The organism is Nostoc sp. (assembly GCF_036917415.1).
Taxonomy (GTDB): Bacteria; Cyanobacteriota; Cyanobacteriia; order Cyanobacteriales; family Nostocaceae; genus Nostoc.
Genome location: NZ_JBALDJ010000062.1, coordinates 1 through 22,090, shown reverse-complemented (window position 1 = coordinate 22,090; position 22,090 = coordinate 1). Strand labels below are relative to the sequence as shown.

Below are 22,090 nucleotides of genomic sequence, written 5' to 3'. Positions count from 1 at the left end.
TTGCTACTAAAGCGCTTCAGTTTTAAAGGCAGGAGGCAGGAGGCAGGAGGCAGGTGGTCACTGAGCGTAGTTGTTGGCGCAGCCTAAGAAGAGAAGTGAGGCAGAAGGCACGGAAGAGGATTTGACTTGTTTCTTCCATTCATAACGCAAGCAAGCGCGTCCGTAAACAGCTTTCATCTAAGATTAATTACAGATGTATTTTTTGCCACGCAGATGAGGTAACTTTACGTTAACGCTATATAGTTGCTACAACGGTGAACTAATTAGTTACTGACGGAAATTACCTAAAAATTCTGTGACTACTTTCTAACTATTATGTCGAGAGGAATATCAAGTAAATTTATCCCTTTTCAGATGCTGCGCCGAAGTTCTCAGGGTTGGAAGCCCACTATCAGACTTCTCTTTTTGTTAGTAGGAGGATGGTTAGTACTGATTCCCGACTCTACCCCAGCACAAGCACAAATCTTTAACAGTAACGTGCTACTAGCTCAAGAAACTGGTGAGATTTTACCACCACCGCCAATTCCTTTTGGTCAACAGCCATCACCGCAGTTACAACCAAGTCAAGCAGAGGACTTCAATCAACCGGAAGTTAACTTTCAGCCCTCTCAACCAGTACAAAACAATCAATTTGAGCAGAATTTTCAGCCCCCTCAACCATTACAGAACAATCAATTTGAGCAGAATTTTCAGCCCTCTCAACCTTCACAGTTTAGTCAATATAACCAGAACTTTGAGCGCTATTTAGTTTACGTTGATGGTAGTGATTTCCAGACACTACAAGCCATACGTCAGATTGAACCCAGTGCTTACATTCGCCAGTTCCAAGGTCGGACTGTAATTCAGTCAGGAGTTTTTAACAGAGTAACCAACGCCCAACAACGGGTGAATGAGCTACAGTCGCGAGGCATATATAACGCCCGAATTATCAGCTTTGGTAACGGACAGGAAATAAATGCAGACAATGGCAACTATAACTATAGAGACGATCGCAATAATATAAATGCTAATAGGCGAGTCTCTAGATATTATGTCGCTATTCCCACCACTTCTGAACAGTTACCTGCGATCGCAGCACAAGTTAGGCAGAATTTAGGCCGATTTACCCAAGATTTAGGACGATCTGGCGGAGTCCTTGAAAGGACGCAACCACGAGGCCCACACGTAGCAGTAGGGCCTTTCCCCAATCGATTCCAAGCTGAGGAATGGAACAGGTATATACGAAAACTTGGATACGGTAATGCCAGAGTTTACTACGGAAAGTGAATAAATGGGGAGTTGGGAGTAAGATTAATAGCCATTATACAGAGAGGCGATCGCACTCGATTTAGCAGTTACACGCTACGATTACACCAACAGCAAGGCATCCAATGTAAGCATCATAGAATTTTAGGCAAATCAGTTGTAAATCATGCCACCGCTATAGAACGAGCACTTGCAGGACAAAATTTTCTGTGTCTTGGATTTGAACCTGGAATCAGTGGGTTAGTTGACTGGCAAGCAGGACAACGAATTCTGAAATTTGATATTCATATTACACAGGACTTACGCACAGGTCACGGAAAATCAAACCACAGAGAACGCAGAGAACACAGAGGAATAAGAGTTAGAGAGGTTTTTTGCGTAAGTCCTATTACAGTTGAAGCATTTGTGAATGCGATCGCCCATTGTTTAGAGCTGGTCGATCCGAAGCCAATACGGTTCGGTTAAAGGGGAAAGGGAAAGGGGAAAAGTTTTAAATATATCCTTTACCCCTTACCCCAAAACCATTTCCCAGACCACAAGGAAAGTTCATAGTGCTTATCCGAACCGTATTGGGATGGATTGGATTGGCAATTCCAGCACATGGGAAAGAATTAACCCAACCAGTAAAACGACTGTGGGAAAGCGATCGCCAACTCACCAGGGCTATTATGCTAGTGCAATCGCCAGCAGCCCAAACAGCGCCCTCAACAGAAGTTGTGCAAGTTACGGGAGTCAAAGTCAATCCCACCGAAAAGGGTGTAGAGGTGCTTTTACAAACATCCAAAGCTCAACAGTTGCAAATCACAAATCGCAGTGTTAATAATAGCTTTATTACTGACATTCCTAACACCCAACTGCGTTTACCCATAATTCTCCTGTTACAGGCTAATTTCTTCGGCAGCCTGTCGATAATTCTCATCTAAGTGCCTGTTTGATGATCCTCAAAAGGTTGGCGAAGGAATAGATCCCAAATAGGTTCTATAAGTCAAAATTTTTATAGATACTCACACAAGTACAGTCAAAATGGATATAAAGAATGGCTTCATTGGCACTGTTGGCAACACCCCTTTAATTCGCTTAAACAGTTTTAGCGAAGAAACAGGGTGTGAAATCCTTGCTAAAGCAGAATTTCTCAATCCTGGGGGTTCCGTCAAAGACCGCGCCGCACTTTACATTATCGAAGATGCGGAAAACAAAGGTCTACTTAAACCTGGTGGCACCGTTGTAGAAGGAACTGCTGGTAATACTGGCATTGGACTAGCACATATTTGCAACGCCAAAGGCTACAAATGCCTAATTATTATTCCCGATACCCAGTCACAAGAAAAGATAGATGCACTGACAGCACTAGGAGCAGAAGTTCGTCCCGTCCCCGCCGTACCCTACAAAGACCCGAACAATTACGTCAAGCTATCTGGTAGAGTCGCTGCTGAGTTGGAAAATGCCATTTGGGCAAATCAGTTTGATAATTTAGCCAACCGCCTCGCCCACTACGAAACCACAGGGCCGGAAATTTGGACGCAGACAGATGGTAAAATAAATGCATGGACAGCTGCAACTGGTACTGGTGGTACTTATGCTGGTGTAGCATTGTACTTAAAAGAACAAAATCCAGCAATTAAATGTGTTGTAGCCGATCCGCTGGGTAGTGGACTTTATAGCTATGTCAAAACTGGCGAAATCAAGATAGAAGGAAATTCCATCACTGAAGGCATCGGTAATGGTCGTGTCACAGCCAATATGGAAGGCGCACCTGCTGATGATGCTATCCAAATCGATGATAAAGAAGCTTTGCGAGTAGTTTACCAACTGCTGAGGAAAGATGGACTGTTGATGGGCGGCTCAACGGGTATTAATGTTGGGGCAGCTGTTGCCTTAGCAAAGCAGTTGGGGCCAGGACATACCATTGTCACCATCTTGTGTGATAGTGGTTCCCGGTATCAATCGCGAATATTCAACCCGGAATGGCTAGCCTCAAAAGGACTTTCAATAGATTAGTCATTGGTCATTGGTCATTGGTCATTGGTCATTGGTAAAAAATAATATAAAAGACAAATGACAAAGGACAAATGACAACTCAACCATCAGACTTCCCGAAAATAGACCTAGACTCTTCTCCTAAATGCGTGCGTGTTTGTCAAAATCGTACTTGTAAAAAGCAAGGTGCAGTCAAGGTTTTAGCAGCTTTTACAGCTTTGCCAATCCCTGGTGTAACTGTAACGGCTAGCAGCTGTTTAGGACAATGTGGCAATGGGCCGATGGTGCTGGTATTACCTGATATGGTCTGGTATAGTGGCGTTCAACCAGATGAAGTATCTCTACTGATAGAAAATCATTTGCTAGGTGGTCAAAGAGTCAAACAGATGCTCTATTATCGGTTTCATCCCCAGAAAGAAAGCTAATTAACAATATTAAGGTCTGCAATCTTTTTGACTGAAGTGAGGCATCCAATGAATATCCAGCAGCTGCGTCAATCCTTAAAACAAAAGTGGCTTATTTACTACAAGCAAAATATTTCCTGGCTGGTCAAAATGCGAATTTGGGCCACTTACGATGGTCTGCGCCGTCCTTTGTCCGGTTTTATTTTGGCAACACTGTCTGTTTTGGAACCCCAGTTTGATGAAATACTTGCTTTTATGCTGGATCTAAATAACGATCCAGATAAAATAGTTGCTGCTTTAGGTCTTAACTTCAATCCCGATGAAGAGTTATGTTTAATAAAATTAGACCATTCTCTAGCTACCAACCAAGCTGAAAACGAGTTGCTAGACGAGAAGTATTCTAAGGATAAACATCTGTCATCAGTTGTAACTGCTACCAAGATTGCGCCTAATTCTCTTGCCAAAACTCTAGACTCCAACTTGCCTGCCGAGCAACTTGTGCCATCATTTACAGCTACCACGGAGACAGTTCGGACACGCGAATCGGAGTTAGGAGTTGCATTTGCTACTAAAATTGCTCCAGATACTCCAGCAAAAACGCCAGCCCCCGGTTTTGTCAGCGAATATCAACCACTACGTAGCGGCTTTGCAACTTCTCGTCAGACATCACTGACAATGACTGCTGAGGTTAACACCAAAGCCAAAACTATGCCATATGCGGCGTTAGCTACTGAGGTTAAAAGCAACGCGCCATCTAACCTAATCCCTGTGGGCGCATTCCTGGCAATTACCACTGAGATTGACAGTAATGGCAAACCAGTGCGATCGCTAGCAATTACTACTGACGTTAAAAGTAACGATAAACAGCCGAATATTCAACCACAAGAGGTTAAAAGCAAAGTGAATATACCAACCACTAATGCCCGTAGTCTAGCTTCTTGGGTAGATGAATTTTGTTACGGCGCTAGGGATAAAAAAGAAGATATTTTGATTTGAGTTACTTACGGATACTCGTGAGAAACAAACGGGATTTCTACTATTTCACCCTCAGTTTCTCCTACTTGGACTTTTAAACCTACACCACCAGCTTTGGTGCGAATATAACCTAGTCCAAAGTAACCATCAGCTGTTTGGGTGTAACTAGTAAGTTTGCCGACCTTTTCATCTCCAACTGCGATCGCACTTCCAACTTCCACAGGGGCACTGAGGCGAACTCCAAGCAGGTGTTGTTTTACACCTTTATATGTATTTAACCGAGCAATAGTTTCTTGCCCAATATAGCAACCTTTAGTAAAAGAAATTGTTTGCCACAAGCCAACTTCCAGAGGATTGTAATCATCTGTAAGTTCCGCATCTGGCGCGGGGCGGCCTTGTAAGATTCGTAATGCATCCCAAGCGCGATCGCTCATCTCTACCGCCCCAGCTTCTAACAGTTTGTTCCACACCGAAGATTTATCAGTATAGGGGAAAGTGAAGGTATATCCGGGTGCAGCTAACCCGCTACCCACAGCAATTCGTACGCCCTCAGCCGGAGCGATCGTGTATACTTGGTGACTACCATAAGGTTGGCCGATGAGTTCGCCAATACCCAACTTTTCTAAAACAGCGTCGCTTCCTGGGCCAATCAGGCTAAAGGTGTTGGTATATTGGGTAATATCAGATAATTCCACCTTATCTGCATAGAAAATATATTTATCCAGCCATTCCATCAAAAACTGGCGACGGTTAGGTGAAACTAGCAAGATTACCGCATCTTCTCTAACGTAGGCGGTTACTAAATCAATTGTTCTGGCTGTGGAAGTGACAAAAACCGTATCACAACCTTGTCCTGGCTTGAGTATTTGGAAATTGTTAGTACTTTGGTTGTGTAAGAAGTTGAGGCGATCGTCGCCAGCTACTTTGATCCGTCCCCAGGCGGTGCGATCGCAAATTGCAACCCCAACTCTGGCGGCTTGGATAGCTGCTGCGTCTTTATCGTCAAGTGTAGATGTTGGCATAGCGATCAGAAGTTGCCCTGTTTGAATGTTGTCGCACTGGAAATCTTAGCAAATAAGCGTTTGCGGCTTCAATAGCGTAGAGGTGAAAGGAGTGAGGCGATGCCTACGGCGGGCTGCGCCTACGCTCTTTTTCAAAATTACATTATTTAATTATAAAATTAGCGATCGCCATAATGATATCGCGCCTGAATCAACTCAACTCGGTCATCACTTACTACGTAAACAATCCGGTCAGTTTGAGTGATTCGGCGCAACCATACATTTGCATCATAGTATTTCAATCTTTCAGGATTGCCTGTCCCTTCAAAGGGATTCCGTCTAATCTTTTCAACTAAAGATAAGACGCGGAGTGCAGTTTTTCTATTTGTCTCTACCCACTACCCGTTCAGAAAATAATTTAGCTAAATCTTGCCGCAAACTCTGCCCAATGTAAAACTTGAGTAATGCTTCAAGTGTCATATCTCGATTAGCTGCAACTTTTTTGAGCGATTCTAATGCATCTGTTGGTATTTTTATTGATACTGTTTCTGTACTACGGGGCTTTAAGTGTAGTTCGAGTTCTTCATTATGATTGTTCATATAACTTTCTTTCTGTGCTAGTAGCTGGACGGGCAGAAATAATGCGTGTTCGCCTACTGCGTTCTAGATAAACTACGAGCAATAAGCGTTGAGAAAGAGAATAGCCTAAGATGAAATCACGCTGTTGATTATTAGCAGTAGCATCACCCACTTGGTAGAAGGGGTCAAAGAATACCTCTGTAGCTTCTTCAAATTTAACACCATGTTTTTCGAGGTTGCTTCGTGCTTTATTTTCATCCCATTCAAATTCAACACCTTGTAGACGATAAACAATATCCATCTATCAATTTTGCTTTTGGATTAAGCGCTCCCCATAATATTTTATCAAGATTATATTTATTAACCTTGTTAAAAAGGTATATTATTATCAGATATATTGTACAAGTCCATATTTAGTAAAATTTTCCCAAAGTACGTAATAAATTCTCGCATAATTGAAGATTTTGCTGCTTGAAGAAAAAGCGATCGCCTTATCTCATAAGCCCACTTGCGTGGGCTTTGTTCGTGTATTCTATTTTCAGGGCTTCAACTCTCTGGCAATTTGGCAAACGCCTGCTCAACTAACTCCTTTGACTTAGCATCCAAACGCAGCCAATCCACTTCACCGAATTCATCGATTAAACTAGTATCAATATCAGCAGTTTCCTTCTCTGGGGTGTATTCAAGAAAACACACCTCATAACACAGTTCCCACAAATCGATACTCGCTTCTTGCTCTTGACGCTGCAAACGTAGATGATATCCTGGATGGGGCATGGGCAGACGAGCCAGAGTTCCTCTGATTTCATCTGCTTCTTGGGGTGTTGCAGTTTCTATTGCTTGCAATAGCTCAGTCACCAATGCTTTGATTTCATCAGTGGTGCTAGGCGGCCAAATCAGGACATCATGGTAAGTTCCCGTCCAGGAAGATTCATCAAGCTGCTTGCGGATATTGTCGATAACGCGAATGAAAGCAGGTTGCATGAGGATTTCAGCCTGCTGCCATGCAACTGGATTTGTTATTTTAGGTGGCATTGGTAATAAACAGGGGCACTAAAAGAAAAATAAACAGTCTGCGTTTATTAAAAAGCTGCGTTTTTAATCTAAATCTTTTCTCAAGATAGCGGATTTCATTGAAGAAAATTTGGAGATATTTATTACCAGCTGGAAAATTAGGTAATAACTCTGGGGAGGGAATATGATAGGCAAGCTACTAGACCATCGTTACCAAGTAATTCGAGTCCTCGCGATGGGAGGATTTGGCCAAACCTACATTGCCCAAGATACTAGGCGGCCCGGCAATCCCATCTGCGTTGTCAAGCACCTTAAACCCGGAACTGACCCCAGAGTTTTTGATACTGCTAAACGCTTGTTCAGCAGTGAAGCCGAAACCTTAGAAAAACTGGGAAACCATGACCAAATACCCAGGCTGCTAGCGTACTTTGACGAAAACCAAGAATTTTATCTAGTACAAGAATATATTGAAGGACATACCCTAGCTGAGGAACTTATACCTGGTAAGCGCTGGAGTGAAAGCCAAGTAGTTCAACTGTTGCAGGAAGTTCTAGAGATTCTGGAATTTGTCCATCGCCAAGGCGTGATTCACCGCGACATCAAACCGGATAATATCATCCGCCGTGCCTCAGATAATAAGTTAGTTTTAGTTGATTTTGGAGCAGTGAAACAACTGCGTACACAACTGGTAACAGTGGGCGGACACCCCTCTGCGACAGTGGTTATCGGTACTCCTGGCTATATGCCCACAGAACAAGGGCAAGGTAAACCTCGTCCCAACAGTGATATCTATTCCCTTGGCATCATCGCCATTCAAGCATTAACAGGATTACAGCCAACAGAATTGCAAGAAAACCCGGAAACGGGGGAAATTATTTGGCGGCATTCAGTAACCGTGAACCATCGACTGGCAGCAGTATTGTCCAAGATGGTGCGTTATCACTTCAAAGACCGCTACCAAAACGCCACGGAAGCACTGCAAGCGTGTAAAGACGCGATTAATCCAGTACCTGCACTTTCCACACCTCAAGAAGCCGCCAACAATTCCAGTTACCAAGTAGCCAAATCCCAGCCTCAAGTATCTCGGCTGCAAACTGTTGCAGTTGCACCAGCCAATCCTGTCAGACCTGCGCGTAAAGACTCTAGTAAATCCGACCCCTGGCCGATATTAATTGGCATATTACTGGCGGGTGGTGCGGCTGCCTTGGTAGCAAATGTATATCCAAATGTGAAAAATTTAGCTTTAAATCTTACAGGTAAGGATACTGCCTTAGCAAACAAATGCTCGGCTGTTGTCGTCGGAAATTCTAATATCCGTTCTGAACCTAGTTCGATAAATTCTGATAATATTGTGCAAACTGTTGCTAATAACACCAATTTCGAGGTGACTGGCAAGCGAACAAAACGAGGTTGGATAGAAGTTAAGCTTAAATCTGGTGGTTTGGCTTGGGCACACCCAGATGTCATAGCCAATAAAGATGAATGGGGTTCTTGCCTGCGCGAAAAAGGTATTGCAACTAGGATTGTAGATGATAGTAGCTTGATTGCGACTCAAACAATTCCCCAGCCACAACCAAAATCTAAGGATGTAGTAACTCCATTACCAAAAAAGCCGAAGGGGTCAACTGACGATGCTGAGAAATCACAACGATCGCAGCCTAATGATAACAGTGCCAATATTATCGAACAAGCGAAAAAGAAGTATGATTCAGGGGATATAATTGGAGCGATCGCACTTTTAAGATCAATTCCGGCAAATGCTGCTTCTGGTATCCAAGAGACAGGCAAAATGATTGCCCAGTGGCAGGAAGATTGGGCTAAGGCGGAGGCATTATCTAATGAGATCAACAAAGCAATAGATGATGGTAAATGGGATAAAGTTTTAGATTATAGAAACCATCCAGAAAAGTTGCCTAATACTCAATATTGGCGAAATAGAATAGAACCATTATTTAAACAAGCAGCCGAAAATCTCGCAAAACAGACACTAACTCAGCTAGAAAATCAAGGTAATCAGAAAAATACCCAACAGAAACTTCCTCATATTAACCAACCTGTCACTACAGAGAGTCCTAATGCTACAGAAACTCCGAAAGGCAGTTTATAATATCAAGTTTGATTAACCATCCTGTTTAAACATCTATTGATAATGAATAATAGATAATTTTATTACCTTTATTTATTACCAATAGACACCAAAACAAGGAAACTGTGGAAACTATACTAACGTTGTTAGTTTACACTTTCGCTCTGACTTTATACTGCTGTTTGGACTTCAATAGTGAACCAAAACCTAAAGCGCCAAACGCTAATAAACCTAATCCAGAAGCAGGTTCAGGTATGGTTCGTCCCTGAGATATTGCCCCAGTCACATTGTCCAATCCAAAACCTTCTCCTCCTGAATTGTTAGTTCGTGACACGAAAGTAACTTTGCGAATGTCTTCTACACGATTAGTGACAAACCCAAAAAAGCCATCGTTGACTGTTACTGGAATGGTGTCCAAAACTCCACCTATATCCAACACAAGGTCTAAATTCAGTCCTTCTCCATCATTTGCAGCAAAAAAATCTGCTCCCCATCCAAAAACTGGAGTATTTAAACTTAAGTCTACTTTGGTAGCCCCAAAATCAGTGAATACTGAGGCATGATTTGTACCATTATTGTCATTGAACTCGAAAGGTGACACCTCAATCAAGTTGCGGAATAAAGTATTATTGCCGACTTGCATGAGTGTGAACTCTCCAACGTCAACAGGGGTGGTTCGGAATTCTGTATCAGAAGTAAAACTTTCAAAATCTTCACTGAATGTGTTGCTTTTTGATACAGCAGTGTTCCAATCAGTACGTGAAGTGAAAATTGTAATAGCCTTTACCTGTTGCGTGTCAAGGCTTAACAAAGCAAGAATTGCTGTTATGCTAGCAACCAGATGTAACCTTTTCATACAAACTAAGTGTTGTTACTAACGTAGATTTCCTCCGCTATATTAGTAACTTTTGCAACATTTATATTTAGTCTTCATGCAAACCATAAAAATTTTCCAAAAAATTCATCCCAGCTTTAAGATTGACAATTTTCCTAATCCCTTTGAACTTCAAACGACTGTTTTTGAATGATTAATAATTTACGTAAAAGAAAAACATCTAGGTGATAATTTCACAGTGCTACCCTGTATATTTTTCACCTAAATGCTTTTGTCCAACATTTTTTACTTACACTTACCCACAATTGTAGTAGTTGCTACTTCTACTAATAAATATTTCCTATTATTGCATTTCGTCGTATTCTGGGGCTTCAACTCGTCTTGCTTCCATCCGCGAAGCAGGCAAAAACTCAGCACGACGGACTGGAACCAAGGGCGGCGTATTTCCTTGGTAGGGGTGAATAACTTGTACAGTCCGGGCTGGACGCTGCCGTGGTGAGAATAAAGCCAATACCCCAGCGACGACAACACCACCACCAATAGTGAGAGTTGCGCCTCCCACAGCCCAGAGCATGGGTGAAGACAACCAAGAATTTTGCGGCTGGAATGTTGCTGCTGCTTTTTGTTGGTTATTTTGCTGCGCTAATTGCCACTGTTGCTGAGTATTGAAATTTTGGACTTGGCCCTGGAGTTGTTGATTTTGCACCTTCAGCTGTTCATTGTCGTTTTTTAAACGCTCCAGCTGCATCTGCGTGTTCAGCTTCTCCATCTCTACGCGCTGGTCAGTATTAGTACCAGTCGGTGGCTGAACCTGATTGGGATACATTGGTTGCCCATAAGGCCCGTAAGGATACATTTGTGGCTGCATTCCTTGGGGTGTGACTACACCTGGGATTTGTGGAGCAACAGCGAAGTTAGGTTGTAGGGGGGTATTTGTTCCTTTGAGCAATACGAGAGCCGCCAGCCCAGCTACGGCAACCCCGCCGATAAATGCCATACTCTCACTCATCGCCTTTGCTCCTCGATCGCGACGTAACTATAATCATTTTTGACTGACTCACTCTCACACTCATAAATTATGCCTACTTGATTTCACATAATACTCAAACTATAAGCGACTCTATCAGCTAGTTTTTTTACACGATCGTATCTGATGTTAATATTCAAGACCATAATGGTCAAATTGTCTACCAAATAAGGATAGAAAAACTACACTGTTATCATTTTTAATCTACTTTCTCCGTCTAATCAAGAGGAGTATTTGTGCTGGTGTTGGTCGGCTTGATGGCTGCCTTGAGACTTTGGCAAAATTCGGCGATCGCCGAAAGTCCCTGCTCTGGTGTCCCTTCGGCTAACCGTTTGACAACAGCGCTACCCACGATCGCTGCATCTGCGCCCCATTCCTTTACCTGAAGGGCTTGAGCAGGTTCGGAGATGCCAAAGCCTACACCGATGGGCTTATCAGTAACACTACGAATTTGTTGGAGTAAATCAGACACGCGGTTTTCCAGTTGCGATCGCACCCCTGTTACTCCAGTGACGCTGACTAAATAAATAAATCCTTGGGAAGAACGAGCGATCGCTTCGATCCGTTCAGCAGAACTGGTGGGAGCTATCAACAAGATTACGTCAATTCCCATCTCACTAGCTGATTGGAGCAAGCCTGCTGCTTCCTCTAAAGGTAAATCAGGTATTACCAATCCTGCGACCCCAGCAGCAGCAATTTGCCCAAGAAATTTTTCAATCCCCCGGTGCAAAATTGAGTTGTAATAGATGAACAGAACAATAGGCGATCGCAATTTGGGAATAATCCCTTGCAGCATTTCTAGCACCTGCTCTAACTTCGTACCCCTTTGTAAGGCGCGGGTAGCAGCAGCTTGAATGACTGGCCCATCAGCTAAAGGATCGGAATAGGGTATACCCAATTCTATAATGTCGGCTCCACTACGATCTAGAACGTGCAAGGCTTTTGCTGTTGTTTCTAAATCTGGATCGCCAGCGGTGATAAACGGAATCAGAGCGCACTCACGATTGTGCCCAAGGGTTTCAAAGCAATCAGAAATCGCAGTCATTTTAGTCAGTGGTCATTGGTCATTGGTCATTGGTCATTAGTCATTGGTCATTAGTAAAGGACAAATGACTAATGACAAAGGACAAATAACAACTGACCAATGATAACTTTACACCTGAGATTGCTCTTCTTGTTCTATTTCGGCTTGAATTCGTGCTAGTTCTTCGGGAGTAAGCTCGTCTAGCCGCTTTTGCAGAAAGTCTTGCTCATACTGTTCCCGCTGTTGGTGGTAGGTCATTTTTTGTCCCACCGCACGGAAAAAATAGGTGGTCAGCCAGCCAACTAACCCACTGACTAGTAAGACTTGGCTCCATATACCAGCTTTCTGATTATCCAAACCAACTAGCTGCAATCCCAAGTATGCCAAGCCGCCGGCAATAAAAACACCCAAGCCAATTCCAATAGCGTCAATCCGTCGCATGAGAGTTATGACCTACCAATCTCGTTAAACTTGAACTTGTCGCCGTTGGGGTCGGAAATTTGCAAACGGCGATAGAACCAACAGACCCGGAAAGAAGAAAAACACCAAAAAGTACATAAAGACACGCTCAATGGAGCTAGCTACATACCAACGCTGCTTCAGGTACAGTAAGACAGCAATGGGGATTACTAGAAGGTAAGCTCCAGCCAAAATCAGATATAGCAGGGCGACAATCATAACTTTCAAGTCTTAAGCATCTGTTTTCCATCATAGGCTGAAGAGACAGACTCAGAGAAGTATAGTCATAATGCTTTCAACACAACTGCGCCAGAATTCCTCGAAACCGCTAACTAAGGATGCGAAAGCCCAGCTTTGGCGGGCTGGAGTACTTTTACTGTGGGTGATTCAACGGATTTCATGACAAAAGCTAATATCATGCTATTATGTGAATCCACTAGCAAACAAATGCTCTAGTCAAACAAGATCGAAAACTCATCCAGATTGATTACGAGAAAAGCAAGAAAACTTCCAAATCTCTTAAGCGATCGCCCAATCTGAAAAAAATATTTTCAATCTAGTTGGACAAAAGACACAATTGATGGTGGAATAGATGAGGAGGTATTTGCTACCTCTAGAAAATGACTAGTTATACTAGTTGCCAAACACCTGCGGGGGTGTGGCGGAATGGTAGACGCTACGGACTTAAATAATTGAGCCTTGAAGGAGAAATCCCTCAAGTGGAAGCTCTCAAACTCAGGGAAACCTAAATCTGTTCACAGACATGGCAATCCTGAGCCAAGCCGAAAAAAGTCCTGAGTCATGAGTGTTGAGTGCTGAGTAAATTTAAAACTCATAACTCCTAACTCCTAACTCATTAACTGTTCGGAAGGTGCAGAGACTCGACGGGAGCTACCCTAACGTTAAGTCGAGGGTAAAGGTAGAGTCCAATTCTCAAAATCTGAGCTGGCTATTGTCATCAGGTAGCAGTGAAAACTGCGGGAGAATGAAAATCCGTTGACCGTAAAAGGTCGTGTGGGTTCAAGTCCCTCCACCCCCACTAAAAATTTAAAATACCGAAAAGCTTCGATAGAAGGTATGGGCGGGTTGTATCTAATCTAGAGATAAACTCGCCCATATCCATATATGTATGGTCTTTTCGGCTTATAAGTAAGTAATTTCACTGAACTATTTGATGAAGGATTAAACAATTTGTCTTTAATACTTTATTTAGAGTCCTAATTAATCAAATTTGTGTAAAAAGATGACTGAATTTCTGAAGAATAGATTGATGCTCCTGTTTACCAAGGTTAAGCTGGTAATAATATGAACAGGAAGCCTTTTTGTCCTGATAACTGAAATGACCCCTAATCGTTTATCAATTAGTCAGGAAAATCCCCATTGTGTTACGTCTAACTCTAGACAATTAGATGTGCAAACTGCCCAAGACGAGGTTTATAGCTTCTTTGTGGAAATTGTCAATAAATTGCCACCAGAGGATGTTTTACGAGAATTTAAAGGTTTATTTATAGATGGTCTTGATTCAGAAAATTCCGATTATATACCTGGAATATATAGGATTTTCTTAGATGATAATGAACAGGAATTATATAACACCCTTAAGCGGTGTTGCTATATCATAGTTAATAATTGGAAAACCAACCGAAAAGACAAATATATCCAAGAATTAGTTAATTTATTTGTTAATGAAAATCTGAAGATAAAGACCAATAATCCTCCATTAGTAAAAACTTGTAAAAGCTGGCTAGAGAATTTTGTCAATAGTAAAGATTACAAGGATCTGAAATTATTTGCTACTAAATATGATGAATCATCTAAAGGTCATTGGGCTAATCGCTATACTTCGTATTTATTAATTGATCAATCTCTTAATGAGAGGAATCCCAGAGAGCAACAAGAGGCTGCTAGAAGGCTTTCTAAACAGATGAAAGACAAATTTAAGTTTGAACTAGCAATGTATATTGCTCGTTCTCAGTCTGCCGTCTCAAGCACAACACGCTACACAAATCCCAGTATTTTAGGAGACCAAGCTCTGCGTTTAATAAAAGCAATTGTCTTAAAAAGAGGTGTATTTAGTCATGAAAATATCGCCCATATATTCATTAAGCAAACTGAAAAACAAACTCTGGAAGAATTTAAAATAAATCTGGAAAAATATCTATTTATTTCTGTAGAAAGTCAAGAATCAGTCGAGACTTGGCGGCAGCATTTTGTACATAGTTTATCTTTATGGAAGAAGGATTATAATCAAGAAATTATCACTAAAGAATTGTTTTTAAGAACCTGTAATCGAGTGATTGATTACTTTACAATAGAGAATGCTAAAGAGCCTTCACAATTATTTATTTTATTAATTAATCAAGGTCATGCTCTGACATTGGTAATTATACTATTAAAGATTATTTTAATTTGTAGAAATTCCCGGAGACATTTAGAAACTCGGATTGCTAATCTAATTCGTTTTTACGAAAAATATTCAGAAGAGGAATGCAAGGGAGTAATAAATTTTATCGAGATTTTTAATATCACATTCGCCATTTATGCAGAAAATGTAGAATATAACTTGATTAAGATAGAAGAAGAAAAACAAAGCAGTAATCAGCAATTAAATCTGGATAGTTATCGTGTGTTTTCACAGATGAAGGTAGATAGACAAAAATAAGTTTTGCCTGATTTATGATTTAGCAACGCATTCGTCTAACCAAGCTAGGGCAGCACCAGCAGTTTCAGCTAGAATACTAATGAGGCGATATAGAGCGATCGCACTAAATACTAAGGCAGCTGGAAAGTGGTGTCGTAAAAGTTCATACGCAGTCGCTTCAAATACACCTAACCCACCAGGCGCACCCGGTATAACAAACCCCAACAACCAAGCACAACTAAAAGCCCCGAATAACAAAGGAATTTGATTCGCATTCAACGAACCCAGAGCGAACATAGTTAGTATAAACCCAGTGGCGCGTAATCCCATAAAGCCCACTTCTCCTAACAAAGGGCGTAAAGGGTAGCTTTTAAGACTGAAGGGAATAGTTGGTTGAGTGGTAGCAACAGACTTTTTTGCTTTTAATTTGTACAAAAAACGAATAACTGGGTTTAAAAACCAGGGATGAATTGCACAAAGGACTACAGCTAAACTCAGAAATTGTAGTATTTGGATAACAAGGGTAGTATTCGCTGCTGCAAATTGGCTACTGCATAAGACAATAACGATTAAAGCAGCCGCTAGCATGAGTAACGGTTCCAGCAAAACGCTTAAGGTGGCTGCACCAGTAGGAATATTGGCATTTTTGGCGGCGACAATTCGCCCGTAGTGATGCCAGATATTACCTGGTAAATACTTAGCTATGTTCGTTTTTAGGTAAACTTGGATGAATTGGGGAGATGATACAGGTTGATTTAACTCTTGCAAAATCCAAGTCCAGATCCAGCCTGCCCAAGTATGAGCTAGTAATGTTACCCCTGTAGCGATCGCTATAATTGCCCATCCTACATCATCAATGCGGATAGCAGTTACCTCAATCCAATTATCCTTCAGAGCTTTCCCTAAAAAAAACAGCGTTCCCCCCAAAATTATCCAGCGTAAAAATTGCTTCATTAATTTAGTAATTTAACGGTTAGAGCAACAAGGGCTGAATGCCTCAACTATTACAGTGCATCAGCTACCTATCCAAAGCTTTTGAAGTATTAAACAGGTTTATGTAGTTTTTTTTTAAATACGATATTATTTTATTTTATATCTCTCTACAGTTAGATAAAAATATTTTATTATTAATAATAAAAATGTGGCCTGCGCTAGAGGTACAGTTAATTTTATTATTCATATCCTTAATAGAGGTTATCAAAAGTCAGGGAAGCAACACAAGCACAATAAGTTGCTGACTAATCCAATAATTCAGCAAACTATTAGCTTATTAATATTTTGGTAAGGAGGACTACGTGAACGCGGTGAGAGTATTCTTGAAAAAAATAAGATTGCGCCAGATATTAACTATCTTTTTAGCTGGACTAATGTTGATAGTTAGCACTGCTTGTACTGGAGCAAATGCTCAAGGTGCAAATCCACAAAATCCTGCTGTACAAGCTGGCGGAGCAAACAATCCTTATAAGAATGGTGGAGACAATTATACCAACAACAATATGTCCACCGATCCGAAAATAACAAACCCAAAAGCCAATCAGGGACGCGACCAAGCTAGCTTACAACCAAGTTCGCAATTGTTGATTGCTACAAATAGAGAATCTGAGATACTTTATCCTGGTGGCGAGACACCAGCAGGTCGAGTCGAGAAAGAAGCAGAACTGCCGCTCATCACAGATAAAGACTTCCGACAACCTGAACCCGGTGGTTTGATTCAGAATGAATCAAATGTAGGAGATCGGGTTAAAGATCGTCTTGAGACTGTAAAAGAGGCTGTTGAAGAAGCTTCCGGCTTTTTGAAAAACAAGCCAGATGAAGCTAAAGCAAGACCTTAATTACAACCAAATGCAGCATTTAGATAGATAAAAGTTTTATTTTGTCTGAATGTTTAGGATGTAAAATTAATTCCAAATGCTATCTTGGTTGAAGTTTAACTTAGTCACAAAAATGCAAGGAGTGAGAACTATGAAAAAAGCAATGAATTGGCTGAAAAACATTCGTCCCTTAAAAGTTTTAACTGTTTTTTTAGCAGGAATATTCTTATTTCTGACACAAGCTTGTGGTGCTCCAGGAATAGCAACACAGCCACCACAACCTGGTGCTCAAGCACCTAATATCGAGCGATATGATTCTACAAAGGATTATCCTCTGAATTCTCCTACTGGTGGGATGAATAACTTTAGTGATGTAGATCCCAGAGCAACAGATGAAAAGGCAGCTAATGACAGAGCTGATGCGTTGGCAAAAAATGCTCAAAAGAACATTGACCAGAAAGGGGTTAACAGTCCAGGGGAATATATCCGCAATTTTAAGGAAGGTACACCCTTGGGTCAAAGAGGGAAAAATCTGGGTGATGATATCGGCAGTTCAGTTAATGAATTGCGCGAAGGTGTTGTTAAGGGGACTCAGCGAGGAATTGAAAATATCAAGGGTAATACCCAGAATGCTGCTGAAGACGTAACGACAAATGTTCAGCGTGGAGCTGAGGATGCTGGTAAAAATGTTAAGCGCACAGCCGAAGATGCAGGTAACGCAGTGAAGAAGACAGTTAGAGACGTTGATTGAAATTAGTTATTCAATCTGTTGAAAAAATCTGAAAGCGCCCACAGACCTTGAGTTTGGGGCTACCTAAACAAAGCCTGCGTAGACAGGCTTTGTTTTAGTTTTAAGTAGGCAGGACTTACGCAGTGCTGATTTGTCATTGCGTTCGCCCTTAGTGTTCCCGTTGTTGCAGCCTCTGTCTACGACATACTCCGCGAACGTAGAGAAGGATACGGGGCTAGGACTTACGCAAAAACTCTCTGAAACTCTTATTTCTCCGTGTCCTCTGCGTCCTCTGCGGTTTGATTTTCCCTTACCAGTGCGTAAGTCCTGGGAGCAAAGCAATCTCATGAAGACTGGGATTGCTTCGCTCCGCTTACAATAGACCTCTTGCACGAATGCAAAACTTGCCCTCATCCCCCAACCCCTTCTCCCAATTTTGGAAGAAGGGGAGTCAATTTTAAAGTCCCTCTCCCAAGCTTGGGAGAGGGATTTAGGGTGAGGGCAAGGATTCATGCAAGAAGTCTAATGACAATAAATATTTTGTACCCCTTGACAACTTACCTGTTTTTGGGGGTGTCACCAATACTTGAAGATTGTAAACGAAGACTTGAACTCCGTTAATGAGTCTTTTAGCTCCCTTGACGAGTATTTGAACTCCGTTAATGAGTGTTTGAACTCCGTGAGCAATTTTTTTGTGCTGTCGGTAATTGCCTGCAACTGCACTGTAGTAGAGTGTAACTAATTGATTGCGCTGTGAATAACATCTTAATTCGTTTAGCTAATCCTCGAAATAGGGAAACACTGCCCTTGGATGACCAAGCACAGAATTACCCAACTTCTGTACAAAATTGACTCGCAACTAGACAAACTTTTCCACTCAAAAAGCTGAAGGAAGACAAGGTTAATAGTAATGTTAAACTCACAGGCTAAACGCATCTTCATCAGCTACAAGCGTAATGCTAGCCCCGATGAACCGGTGGCGGTGCAAGTCTTCCAGGCGCTATCGCAACAGCACAAAGTTTTTATCGACCAAACAATGTCCGTTGGCACACATTGGGCTGAACGTATTGAAGCAGAAATCCGCCAAGCTGATTTTCTGATTACTTTCCTTTCGGCTTTGTCAACCAACAGCGAGATGGTGGTGGCAGAGATAGAGACAGCACACCACTTAGCAAAATCCCAGTCGGGACGCCCGATAATTCTCCCGGTGCGTCTGGCGTATCAAGAACCGTTTGTGTATCCCTTGAGTGCTTACTTAAATGGGATTAACTGGGCGTTCTGGAAAGATGCAGAAGATACGCCGCGCCTGATTGCAGAGTTGTTGCAGGCTGTCTCTGGCGGTGCATTGGCTATCAGTGAAGAAAAATCGAAAGCAGATTTACTCCAAATAAGTGAGCCGTCACTCCTACCCCATCCGTTTCCTTCAGCACAACCTGTCTCCCTGGAAATGCCCGAAGGGACAATGGAATCGCAATCTACTTTTTACGTAGAACGCTCATCTGATCCACTTACTTTGCAAACTATTCAGCGGCAAGGTGTGACAATTACAATTAAAGGCCCCCGGCAAATGGGCAAAAGTTCCCTGTTAATCCGCACAATTCATACTGCTGTGAATGCGGGAAAGCGGGTTGCTTTGCTGGATTTCCAATTGTTTGACAAAGCCGCCTTAACTAATGCTGACCTTTTCTTTCGCCAGTTCTGTACTTGGTTAACCGATGAACTGGAAATGACTGATAAAGTTGATGAGTATTGGAATATGCCTTTGGGCAATAGTCAGCGTTGCACTCGCTACGTCGGGCGCTATTTGCTCAAAGAGTTTGGCAACCCCATTGTCTTAGCGATGGATGAGGTGGAAAGGGTTTTTGATACTGATTTTCGCTCTGATTTCTTTGGAATGCTGCGAAGCTGGCACAATAGCCGCGCCACTACTCCCATCTGGAAGCAACTGGATTTAGCGCTGGTTACTTCCACTGAACCCTACCAGCTAATTGATAATCTTAACCAATCTCCCTTTAATGTTGGGCTAGTTATTGATTTAGAGGACTTTACAGCAGCACAGGTTGCTGATTTAAACCGCCGTCATGGTTCACCCTTCAACGCTAGCGAAGAAAAGCAATTAATCGCGTTGCTAGGTGGACATCCTTATTTAGTACGCCTTGCACTCTACTCAGTTGCTAGCGATCGCCTCTATCCTACCGAACTATTTGCCAATGCGATCGCAGATAATGGCCCCTTTGGCAATCATCTACGTAACCACCTTTTCCGTCTGCATAACAAACAGGAGTTGGTTCAGGGTATGTTCCAAATAATTCGCCAGAATACCTGTGAAGATGAGCGCATCTTTTTCCGCTTGCGGGGTGCAGGTTTGGTACGCCGAGAAGGGCGTGTAGTGTTTCCTCGTTGTCAACTTTACACCGAGTATTTCCGGGAGCATCTTCGTGGCTGATCCAACCATTTACACTGTTGGGGGAACTGTACAGGCTGGCGGTGGCATTTATATTCCTCGTCAAGCCGATGAAGAATTGCTCAGTCTGTGTGAGTCAGCAACTTTCGCCTATGTTCTTACGCCGCGCCAAATGGGTAAGTCTAGCCTGATGGTACGCACGGCAGAAAAATTAAGGGACAAAGGAATTCGCTCGGTAATTGTTGACCTTCAGGAATTGGGGGCAAATGTCACAGCCGAACAGTGGTATTTTGGCTTTTTGGTCAAACTAGAAGACCAACTGATGTTTGATACAGATGTGGTGAGTTGGTGGCAAGAACACGAGCATCTAGGAGTATCGCAACGGCTGACACAGTTTTTTGAGAGAGTTTTGCTGGCTGAGGTTAAGGGGCAAGTTGTAATTTTTGTGGATGAAATTGACTCTACCCTTAGCCTGGATTTTACCGATGATTTTTTTATCGCAATTCGTTATCTCTATGTTGCCCGTGCTACTAATCCGGAATTTGGGCGGCTTTCTTTTGTCTTAATGGGGGTAGCAACTCCTGGCGATTTAATCAGCGATGCCAAGCGCACACCATTTAATATTGGACAACGTGTAGATTTAACTGATTTTACCTTTGAGGAAGCTTTACCTTTAGCTGAAGGATTGGGATTATCCAGCGATGAAGCCAAGCAGGTATTACGCTGGGTTTTAAAGTGGACAGGCGGACACCCATATTTAACCCAGCGTCTCTGTGGTGCTTTATTAGCAGAGAGTCGAGAATTTGTAGAGACGCGATTCATCGCGTCTGTAGATGTAGACAAAATAGTTAGCAGCACATTTTTTGGCGTGATGAGTGAGCAAGATAATAACTTGCAGTTTGTCCGCGATATGTTGACTAAACGCGCACCTCATGGTTTTGAGAAGGAGGTGTTGTCTATTTACCGCGACATCCGCCGTGGTAAGCGGAAGATTGTTGATGAGGAGCAGTCTTTAGCCAAATCTCACCTGAAGTTGTCTGGTGCAGTGCGTCGAGAAGGAAACGCTTTAGCTGTCCGCAATCCCATTTATCGGCAGGTATTTGATGAGCGCTGGATTCGGGAACATTTTCCTGAAAATCTCTGGCAGCGTCTCCGGCCTGCTTTACCTTTAATTGCCACTCTGTCTGTATTTTCCCTGGCAATGACAGGATTGACGTGGTACGCTTTTGACCGCACCCATGAGGCAGAAAAACAGAAAGAAAATGCCGATATTATTGCCCAAGCTTTAACGGCAGACAGTATGCAAGCTTCCGATTTAAATATTGAGGCGTTAATAGAGGGCTTGAAGAGCGGGCAACAAGTGAAGAAATTAGGCAAAGATGTAGATCCAGAAACTCGAATGCGGGTAATTACCACCCTGCAAAAGTCATTTTACAGTATCAAAGAACATAACCGACTAGAAGGGCATAGCAGTTATGTCAGAAGCGTGGCATTCAGCCCCGATGGCAAAACCATCGCCTCTGGCAGTTCTGACAACACAGTCAAATTGTGGAATTTAGCCGGGCAAGAGTTGAAAACCCTCAAAGGGCATAGCAGTTCTGTCTTTAGCGTGGCATTCAGCCCCGATGGCAAAACCATCGCCTCTGGCAGTTATGACAACACAGTCAAATTGTGGAATTTAGCCGGGCAAGAGTTGAAAACCCTCAAAGGGCATAGCAGTTCTGTCTTTAGCGTGGCATTCAGCCCCGATGGCAAAACCATCGCCTCTGGCAGTTATGACAACACAGTCAAATTGTGGAATTTAGCCGGGCAAGAGTTGAAAACCCTCAAAGGGCATAGCAGTTCTGTCTTTAGCGTGGCATTCAGCCCCGATGGCAA

The 22,090-nt window shown here is 42.4% G+C and carries 23 protein-coding genes; 12 read left to right on the top strand and 11 right to left on the bottom strand.

Annotated elements, in window-relative coordinates:
* The first annotated feature begins 315 nt into the window (after positions 1-315).
* The 6 genes from V7K41_RS12205 to V7K41_RS12180 all read left to right on the top strand — a co-directional run bounded on the left by V7K41_RS12205 (position 316) and on the right by V7K41_RS12180 (position 4,622).
* Complete coding sequence (locus V7K41_RS12205) at positions 316-1,266, top strand: hypothetical protein (RefSeq protein WP_334848422.1); 951 nt, start codon at positions 316-318, stop codon at positions 1,264-1,266.
* 12 nt (positions 1,267-1,278) lie between these two features.
* Positions 1,279-1,710 (top strand): hypothetical protein, encoded by a 432-nt coding sequence (locus V7K41_RS12200; RefSeq protein WP_334848419.1) that lies wholly within the window; start codon positions 1,279-1,281, stop codon positions 1,708-1,710.
* Between the two features lie 86 nt (positions 1,711-1,796).
* Positions 1,797-2,168, top strand: coding sequence for an AMIN domain-containing protein (locus V7K41_RS32855; protein WP_442943176.1), 372 nt, complete (start codon positions 1,797-1,799; stop codon positions 2,166-2,168).
* Between the two features lie 100 nt (positions 2,169-2,268).
* The gene (locus V7K41_RS12190) at positions 2,269-3,243 is read left to right on the top strand and encodes a cysteine synthase A (RefSeq protein WP_334848417.1); all 975 of its coding nucleotides are present in this window, start codon (positions 2,269-2,271) and stop codon (positions 3,241-3,243) included.
* Positions 3,244-3,314: 71 nt separating this feature from the next.
* A complete protein-coding gene (locus V7K41_RS12185; RefSeq protein ID WP_334848415.1) occupies positions 3,315-3,647 on the top strand; it encodes a (2Fe-2S) ferredoxin domain-containing protein in 333 nt (110 codons plus the stop codon).
* Between the two features lie 48 nt (positions 3,648-3,695).
* A complete protein-coding gene (locus V7K41_RS12180) occupies positions 3,696-4,622 on the top strand; it encodes a DUF5331 domain-containing protein (protein WP_334848413.1) in 927 nt (308 codons plus the stop codon).
* Between the two features lie 5 nt (positions 4,623-4,627).
* Here V7K41_RS12180 and ygfZ read toward each other — a convergent pair whose 3' ends face one another.
* The 5 genes from ygfZ to V7K41_RS12155 form a co-directional block, all read right to left on the bottom strand.
* Positions 4,628-5,623 carry a CAF17-like 4Fe-4S cluster assembly/insertion protein YgfZ gene (ygfZ, locus tag V7K41_RS12175; protein WP_334848411.1) on the bottom strand — a complete coding sequence of 332 codons (996 nt, stop codon included), beginning with the start codon at positions 5,621-5,623 and terminating at the stop codon, positions 4,628-4,630.
* Between the two features lie 158 nt (positions 5,624-5,781).
* The gene (locus tag V7K41_RS12170) at positions 5,782-5,946 is read right to left on the bottom strand and encodes a Txe/YoeB family addiction module toxin (protein ID WP_334848490.1); all 165 of its coding nucleotides are present in this window, start codon (positions 5,944-5,946) and stop codon (positions 5,782-5,784) included.
* A 37-nt stretch (positions 5,947-5,983) separates the two neighbouring features.
* Positions 5,984-6,202 carry a hypothetical protein gene (locus V7K41_RS12165; protein WP_334848409.1) on the bottom strand — a complete coding sequence of 73 codons (219 nt, stop codon included), beginning with the start codon at positions 6,200-6,202 and terminating at the stop codon, positions 5,984-5,986.
* Positions 6,189-6,482 carry a BrnT family toxin gene (locus V7K41_RS12160; RefSeq protein WP_334848407.1) on the bottom strand — a complete coding sequence of 98 codons (294 nt, stop codon included), beginning with the start codon at positions 6,480-6,482 and terminating at the stop codon, positions 6,189-6,191. The genes V7K41_RS12165 and V7K41_RS12160 overlap by 14 nt, the downstream gene beginning before the upstream one ends.
* A gap of 245 nt (positions 6,483-6,727) precedes the next feature.
* On the bottom strand, positions 6,728-7,216 hold the full coding sequence (locus V7K41_RS12155) for a hypothetical protein (protein ID WP_334848406.1): 489 nt from the start codon (positions 7,214-7,216) through the stop codon (positions 6,728-6,730).
* Positions 7,217-7,379: 163 nt separating this feature from the next.
* Between V7K41_RS12155 and V7K41_RS12150 the strand changes: the two genes are divergently transcribed.
* The gene (locus V7K41_RS12150) at positions 7,380-9,302 is read left to right on the top strand and encodes a serine/threonine protein kinase (protein WP_334848404.1); all 1,923 of its coding nucleotides are present in this window, start codon (positions 7,380-7,382) and stop codon (positions 9,300-9,302) included.
* 130 nt (positions 9,303-9,432) lie between these two features.
* On the opposite strand, the gene V7K41_RS12145 is transcribed toward V7K41_RS12150, so the two are convergent.
* From V7K41_RS12145 to ndhL, 5 genes are all read right to left on the bottom strand, one after another.
* Positions 9,433-10,137 (bottom strand): hypothetical protein, encoded by a 705-nt coding sequence (locus V7K41_RS12145; RefSeq protein WP_334848402.1) that lies wholly within the window; start codon positions 10,135-10,137, stop codon positions 9,433-9,435.
* Between the two features lie 322 nt (positions 10,138-10,459).
* Complete coding sequence (locus tag V7K41_RS12140) at positions 10,460-11,125, bottom strand: heterocyst differentiation related protein (RefSeq protein ID WP_334848400.1); 666 nt, start codon at positions 11,123-11,125, stop codon at positions 10,460-10,462.
* Between the two features lie 235 nt (positions 11,126-11,360).
* Entirely contained in the window at positions 11,361-12,188 is an 828-nt protein-coding gene (gene trpA / locus V7K41_RS12135; RefSeq protein ID WP_334848398.1) for a tryptophan synthase subunit alpha, read from the bottom strand.
* A gap of 108 nt (positions 12,189-12,296) precedes the next feature.
* Positions 12,297-12,608 (bottom strand): DUF3007 family protein, encoded by a 312-nt coding sequence (locus V7K41_RS12130; protein ID WP_334848397.1) that lies wholly within the window; start codon positions 12,606-12,608, stop codon positions 12,297-12,299.
* Between the two features lie 24 nt (positions 12,609-12,632).
* Entirely contained in the window at positions 12,633-12,845 is a 213-nt protein-coding gene (ndhL, locus tag V7K41_RS12125; protein WP_094347179.1) for an NAD(P)H-quinone oxidoreductase subunit L, read from the bottom strand.
* Positions 12,846-13,965: 1,120 nt separating this feature from the next.
* Here ndhL and V7K41_RS12120 point away from each other — a divergent pair.
* Positions 13,966-15,288 (top strand): hypothetical protein, encoded by a 1,323-nt coding sequence (locus V7K41_RS12120; protein ID WP_334848395.1) that lies wholly within the window; start codon positions 13,966-13,968, stop codon positions 15,286-15,288.
* A gap of 12 nt (positions 15,289-15,300) precedes the next feature.
* Here V7K41_RS12120 and V7K41_RS12115 read toward each other — a convergent pair whose 3' ends face one another.
* On the bottom strand, positions 15,301-16,221 hold the full coding sequence (locus V7K41_RS12115) for a lysylphosphatidylglycerol synthase transmembrane domain-containing protein (protein WP_334848394.1): 921 nt from the start codon (positions 16,219-16,221) through the stop codon (positions 15,301-15,303).
* A gap of 341 nt (positions 16,222-16,562) precedes the next feature.
* Between V7K41_RS12115 and V7K41_RS12110 the strand changes: the two genes are divergently transcribed.
* From V7K41_RS12110 to V7K41_RS12095, 4 genes are all read left to right on the top strand, one after another.
* Positions 16,563-17,099 carry a DUF6658 family protein gene (locus V7K41_RS12110; RefSeq protein WP_334848392.1) on the top strand — a complete coding sequence of 179 codons (537 nt, stop codon included), beginning with the start codon at positions 16,563-16,565 and terminating at the stop codon, positions 17,097-17,099.
* Positions 17,100-17,229: 130 nt separating this feature from the next.
* Positions 17,230-17,829 carry a hypothetical protein gene (locus tag V7K41_RS12105; protein ID WP_334848391.1) on the top strand — a complete coding sequence of 200 codons (600 nt, stop codon included), beginning with the start codon at positions 17,230-17,232 and terminating at the stop codon, positions 17,827-17,829.
* Between the two features lie 889 nt (positions 17,830-18,718).
* Positions 18,719-20,254, top strand: a complete 1,536-nt coding sequence (locus V7K41_RS12100) for an AAA-like domain-containing protein (protein ID WP_334848388.1) — start codon at positions 18,719-18,721, stop codon at positions 20,252-20,254.
* Positions 20,247-22,090: AAA-like domain-containing protein (locus V7K41_RS12095; RefSeq protein ID WP_334848385.1), on the top strand; the 1,844-nt coding region annotated here is incomplete at its 3' end. The genes V7K41_RS12100 and V7K41_RS12095, both read left to right, overlap by 8 nt.

Coding starts and splice junctions, on each gene's coding strand:
- V7K41_RS12100 (WP_334848388.1), top strand. CDS start 18,719: ATGTTAAACTCACAGGCTAAACGCATCTTCATCAGCTACAAGCGTAAT.
- V7K41_RS12120 (WP_334848395.1), top strand. CDS start 13,966: ATGACCCCTAATCGTTTATCAATTAGTCAGGAAAATCCCCATTGTGTT.
- ygfZ (WP_334848411.1), bottom strand. CDS start 5,623: ATGCCAACATCTACACTTGACGATAAAGACGCAGCAGCTATCCAAGCC.
- V7K41_RS12190 (WP_334848417.1), top strand. CDS start 2,269: ATGGATATAAAGAATGGCTTCATTGGCACTGTTGGCAACACCCCTTTA.
- V7K41_RS12145 (WP_334848402.1), bottom strand. CDS start 10,137: ATGAAAAGGTTACATCTGGTTGCTAGCATAACAGCAATTCTTGCTTTG.
- V7K41_RS12105 (WP_334848391.1), top strand. CDS start 17,230: ATGAAAAAAGCAATGAATTGGCTGAAAAACATTCGTCCCTTAAAAGTT.
- V7K41_RS12140 (WP_334848400.1), bottom strand. CDS start 11,125: ATGAGTGAGAGTATGGCATTTATCGGCGGGGTTGCCGTAGCTGGGCTG.
- V7K41_RS12180 (WP_334848413.1), top strand. CDS start 3,696: ATGAATATCCAGCAGCTGCGTCAATCCTTAAAACAAAAGTGGCTTATT.
- trpA (WP_334848398.1), bottom strand. CDS start 12,188: ATGACTGCGATTTCTGATTGCTTTGAAACCCTTGGGCACAATCGTGAG.
- V7K41_RS12185 (WP_334848415.1), top strand. CDS start 3,315: ATGACAACTCAACCATCAGACTTCCCGAAAATAGACCTAGACTCTTCT.
- V7K41_RS12205 (WP_334848422.1), top strand. CDS start 316: ATGTCGAGAGGAATATCAAGTAAATTTATCCCTTTTCAGATGCTGCGC.
- ndhL (WP_094347179.1), bottom strand. CDS start 12,845: ATGATTGTCGCCCTGCTATATCTGATTTTGGCTGGAGCTTACCTTCTA.
- V7K41_RS12165 (WP_334848409.1), bottom strand. CDS start 6,202: ATGAACAATCATAATGAAGAACTCGAACTACACTTAAAGCCCCGTAGT.
- V7K41_RS12130 (WP_334848397.1), bottom strand. CDS start 12,608: ATGCGACGGATTGACGCTATTGGAATTGGCTTGGGTGTTTTTATTGCC.
- V7K41_RS12150 (WP_334848404.1), top strand. CDS start 7,380: ATGATAGGCAAGCTACTAGACCATCGTTACCAAGTAATTCGAGTCCTC.
- V7K41_RS12115 (WP_334848394.1), bottom strand. CDS start 16,221: ATGAAGCAATTTTTACGCTGGATAATTTTGGGGGGAACGCTGTTTTTT.
- V7K41_RS12155 (WP_334848406.1), bottom strand. CDS start 7,216: ATGCCACCTAAAATAACAAATCCAGTTGCATGGCAGCAGGCTGAAATC.
- V7K41_RS12160 (WP_334848407.1), bottom strand. CDS start 6,482: ATGGATATTGTTTATCGTCTACAAGGTGTTGAATTTGAATGGGATGAA.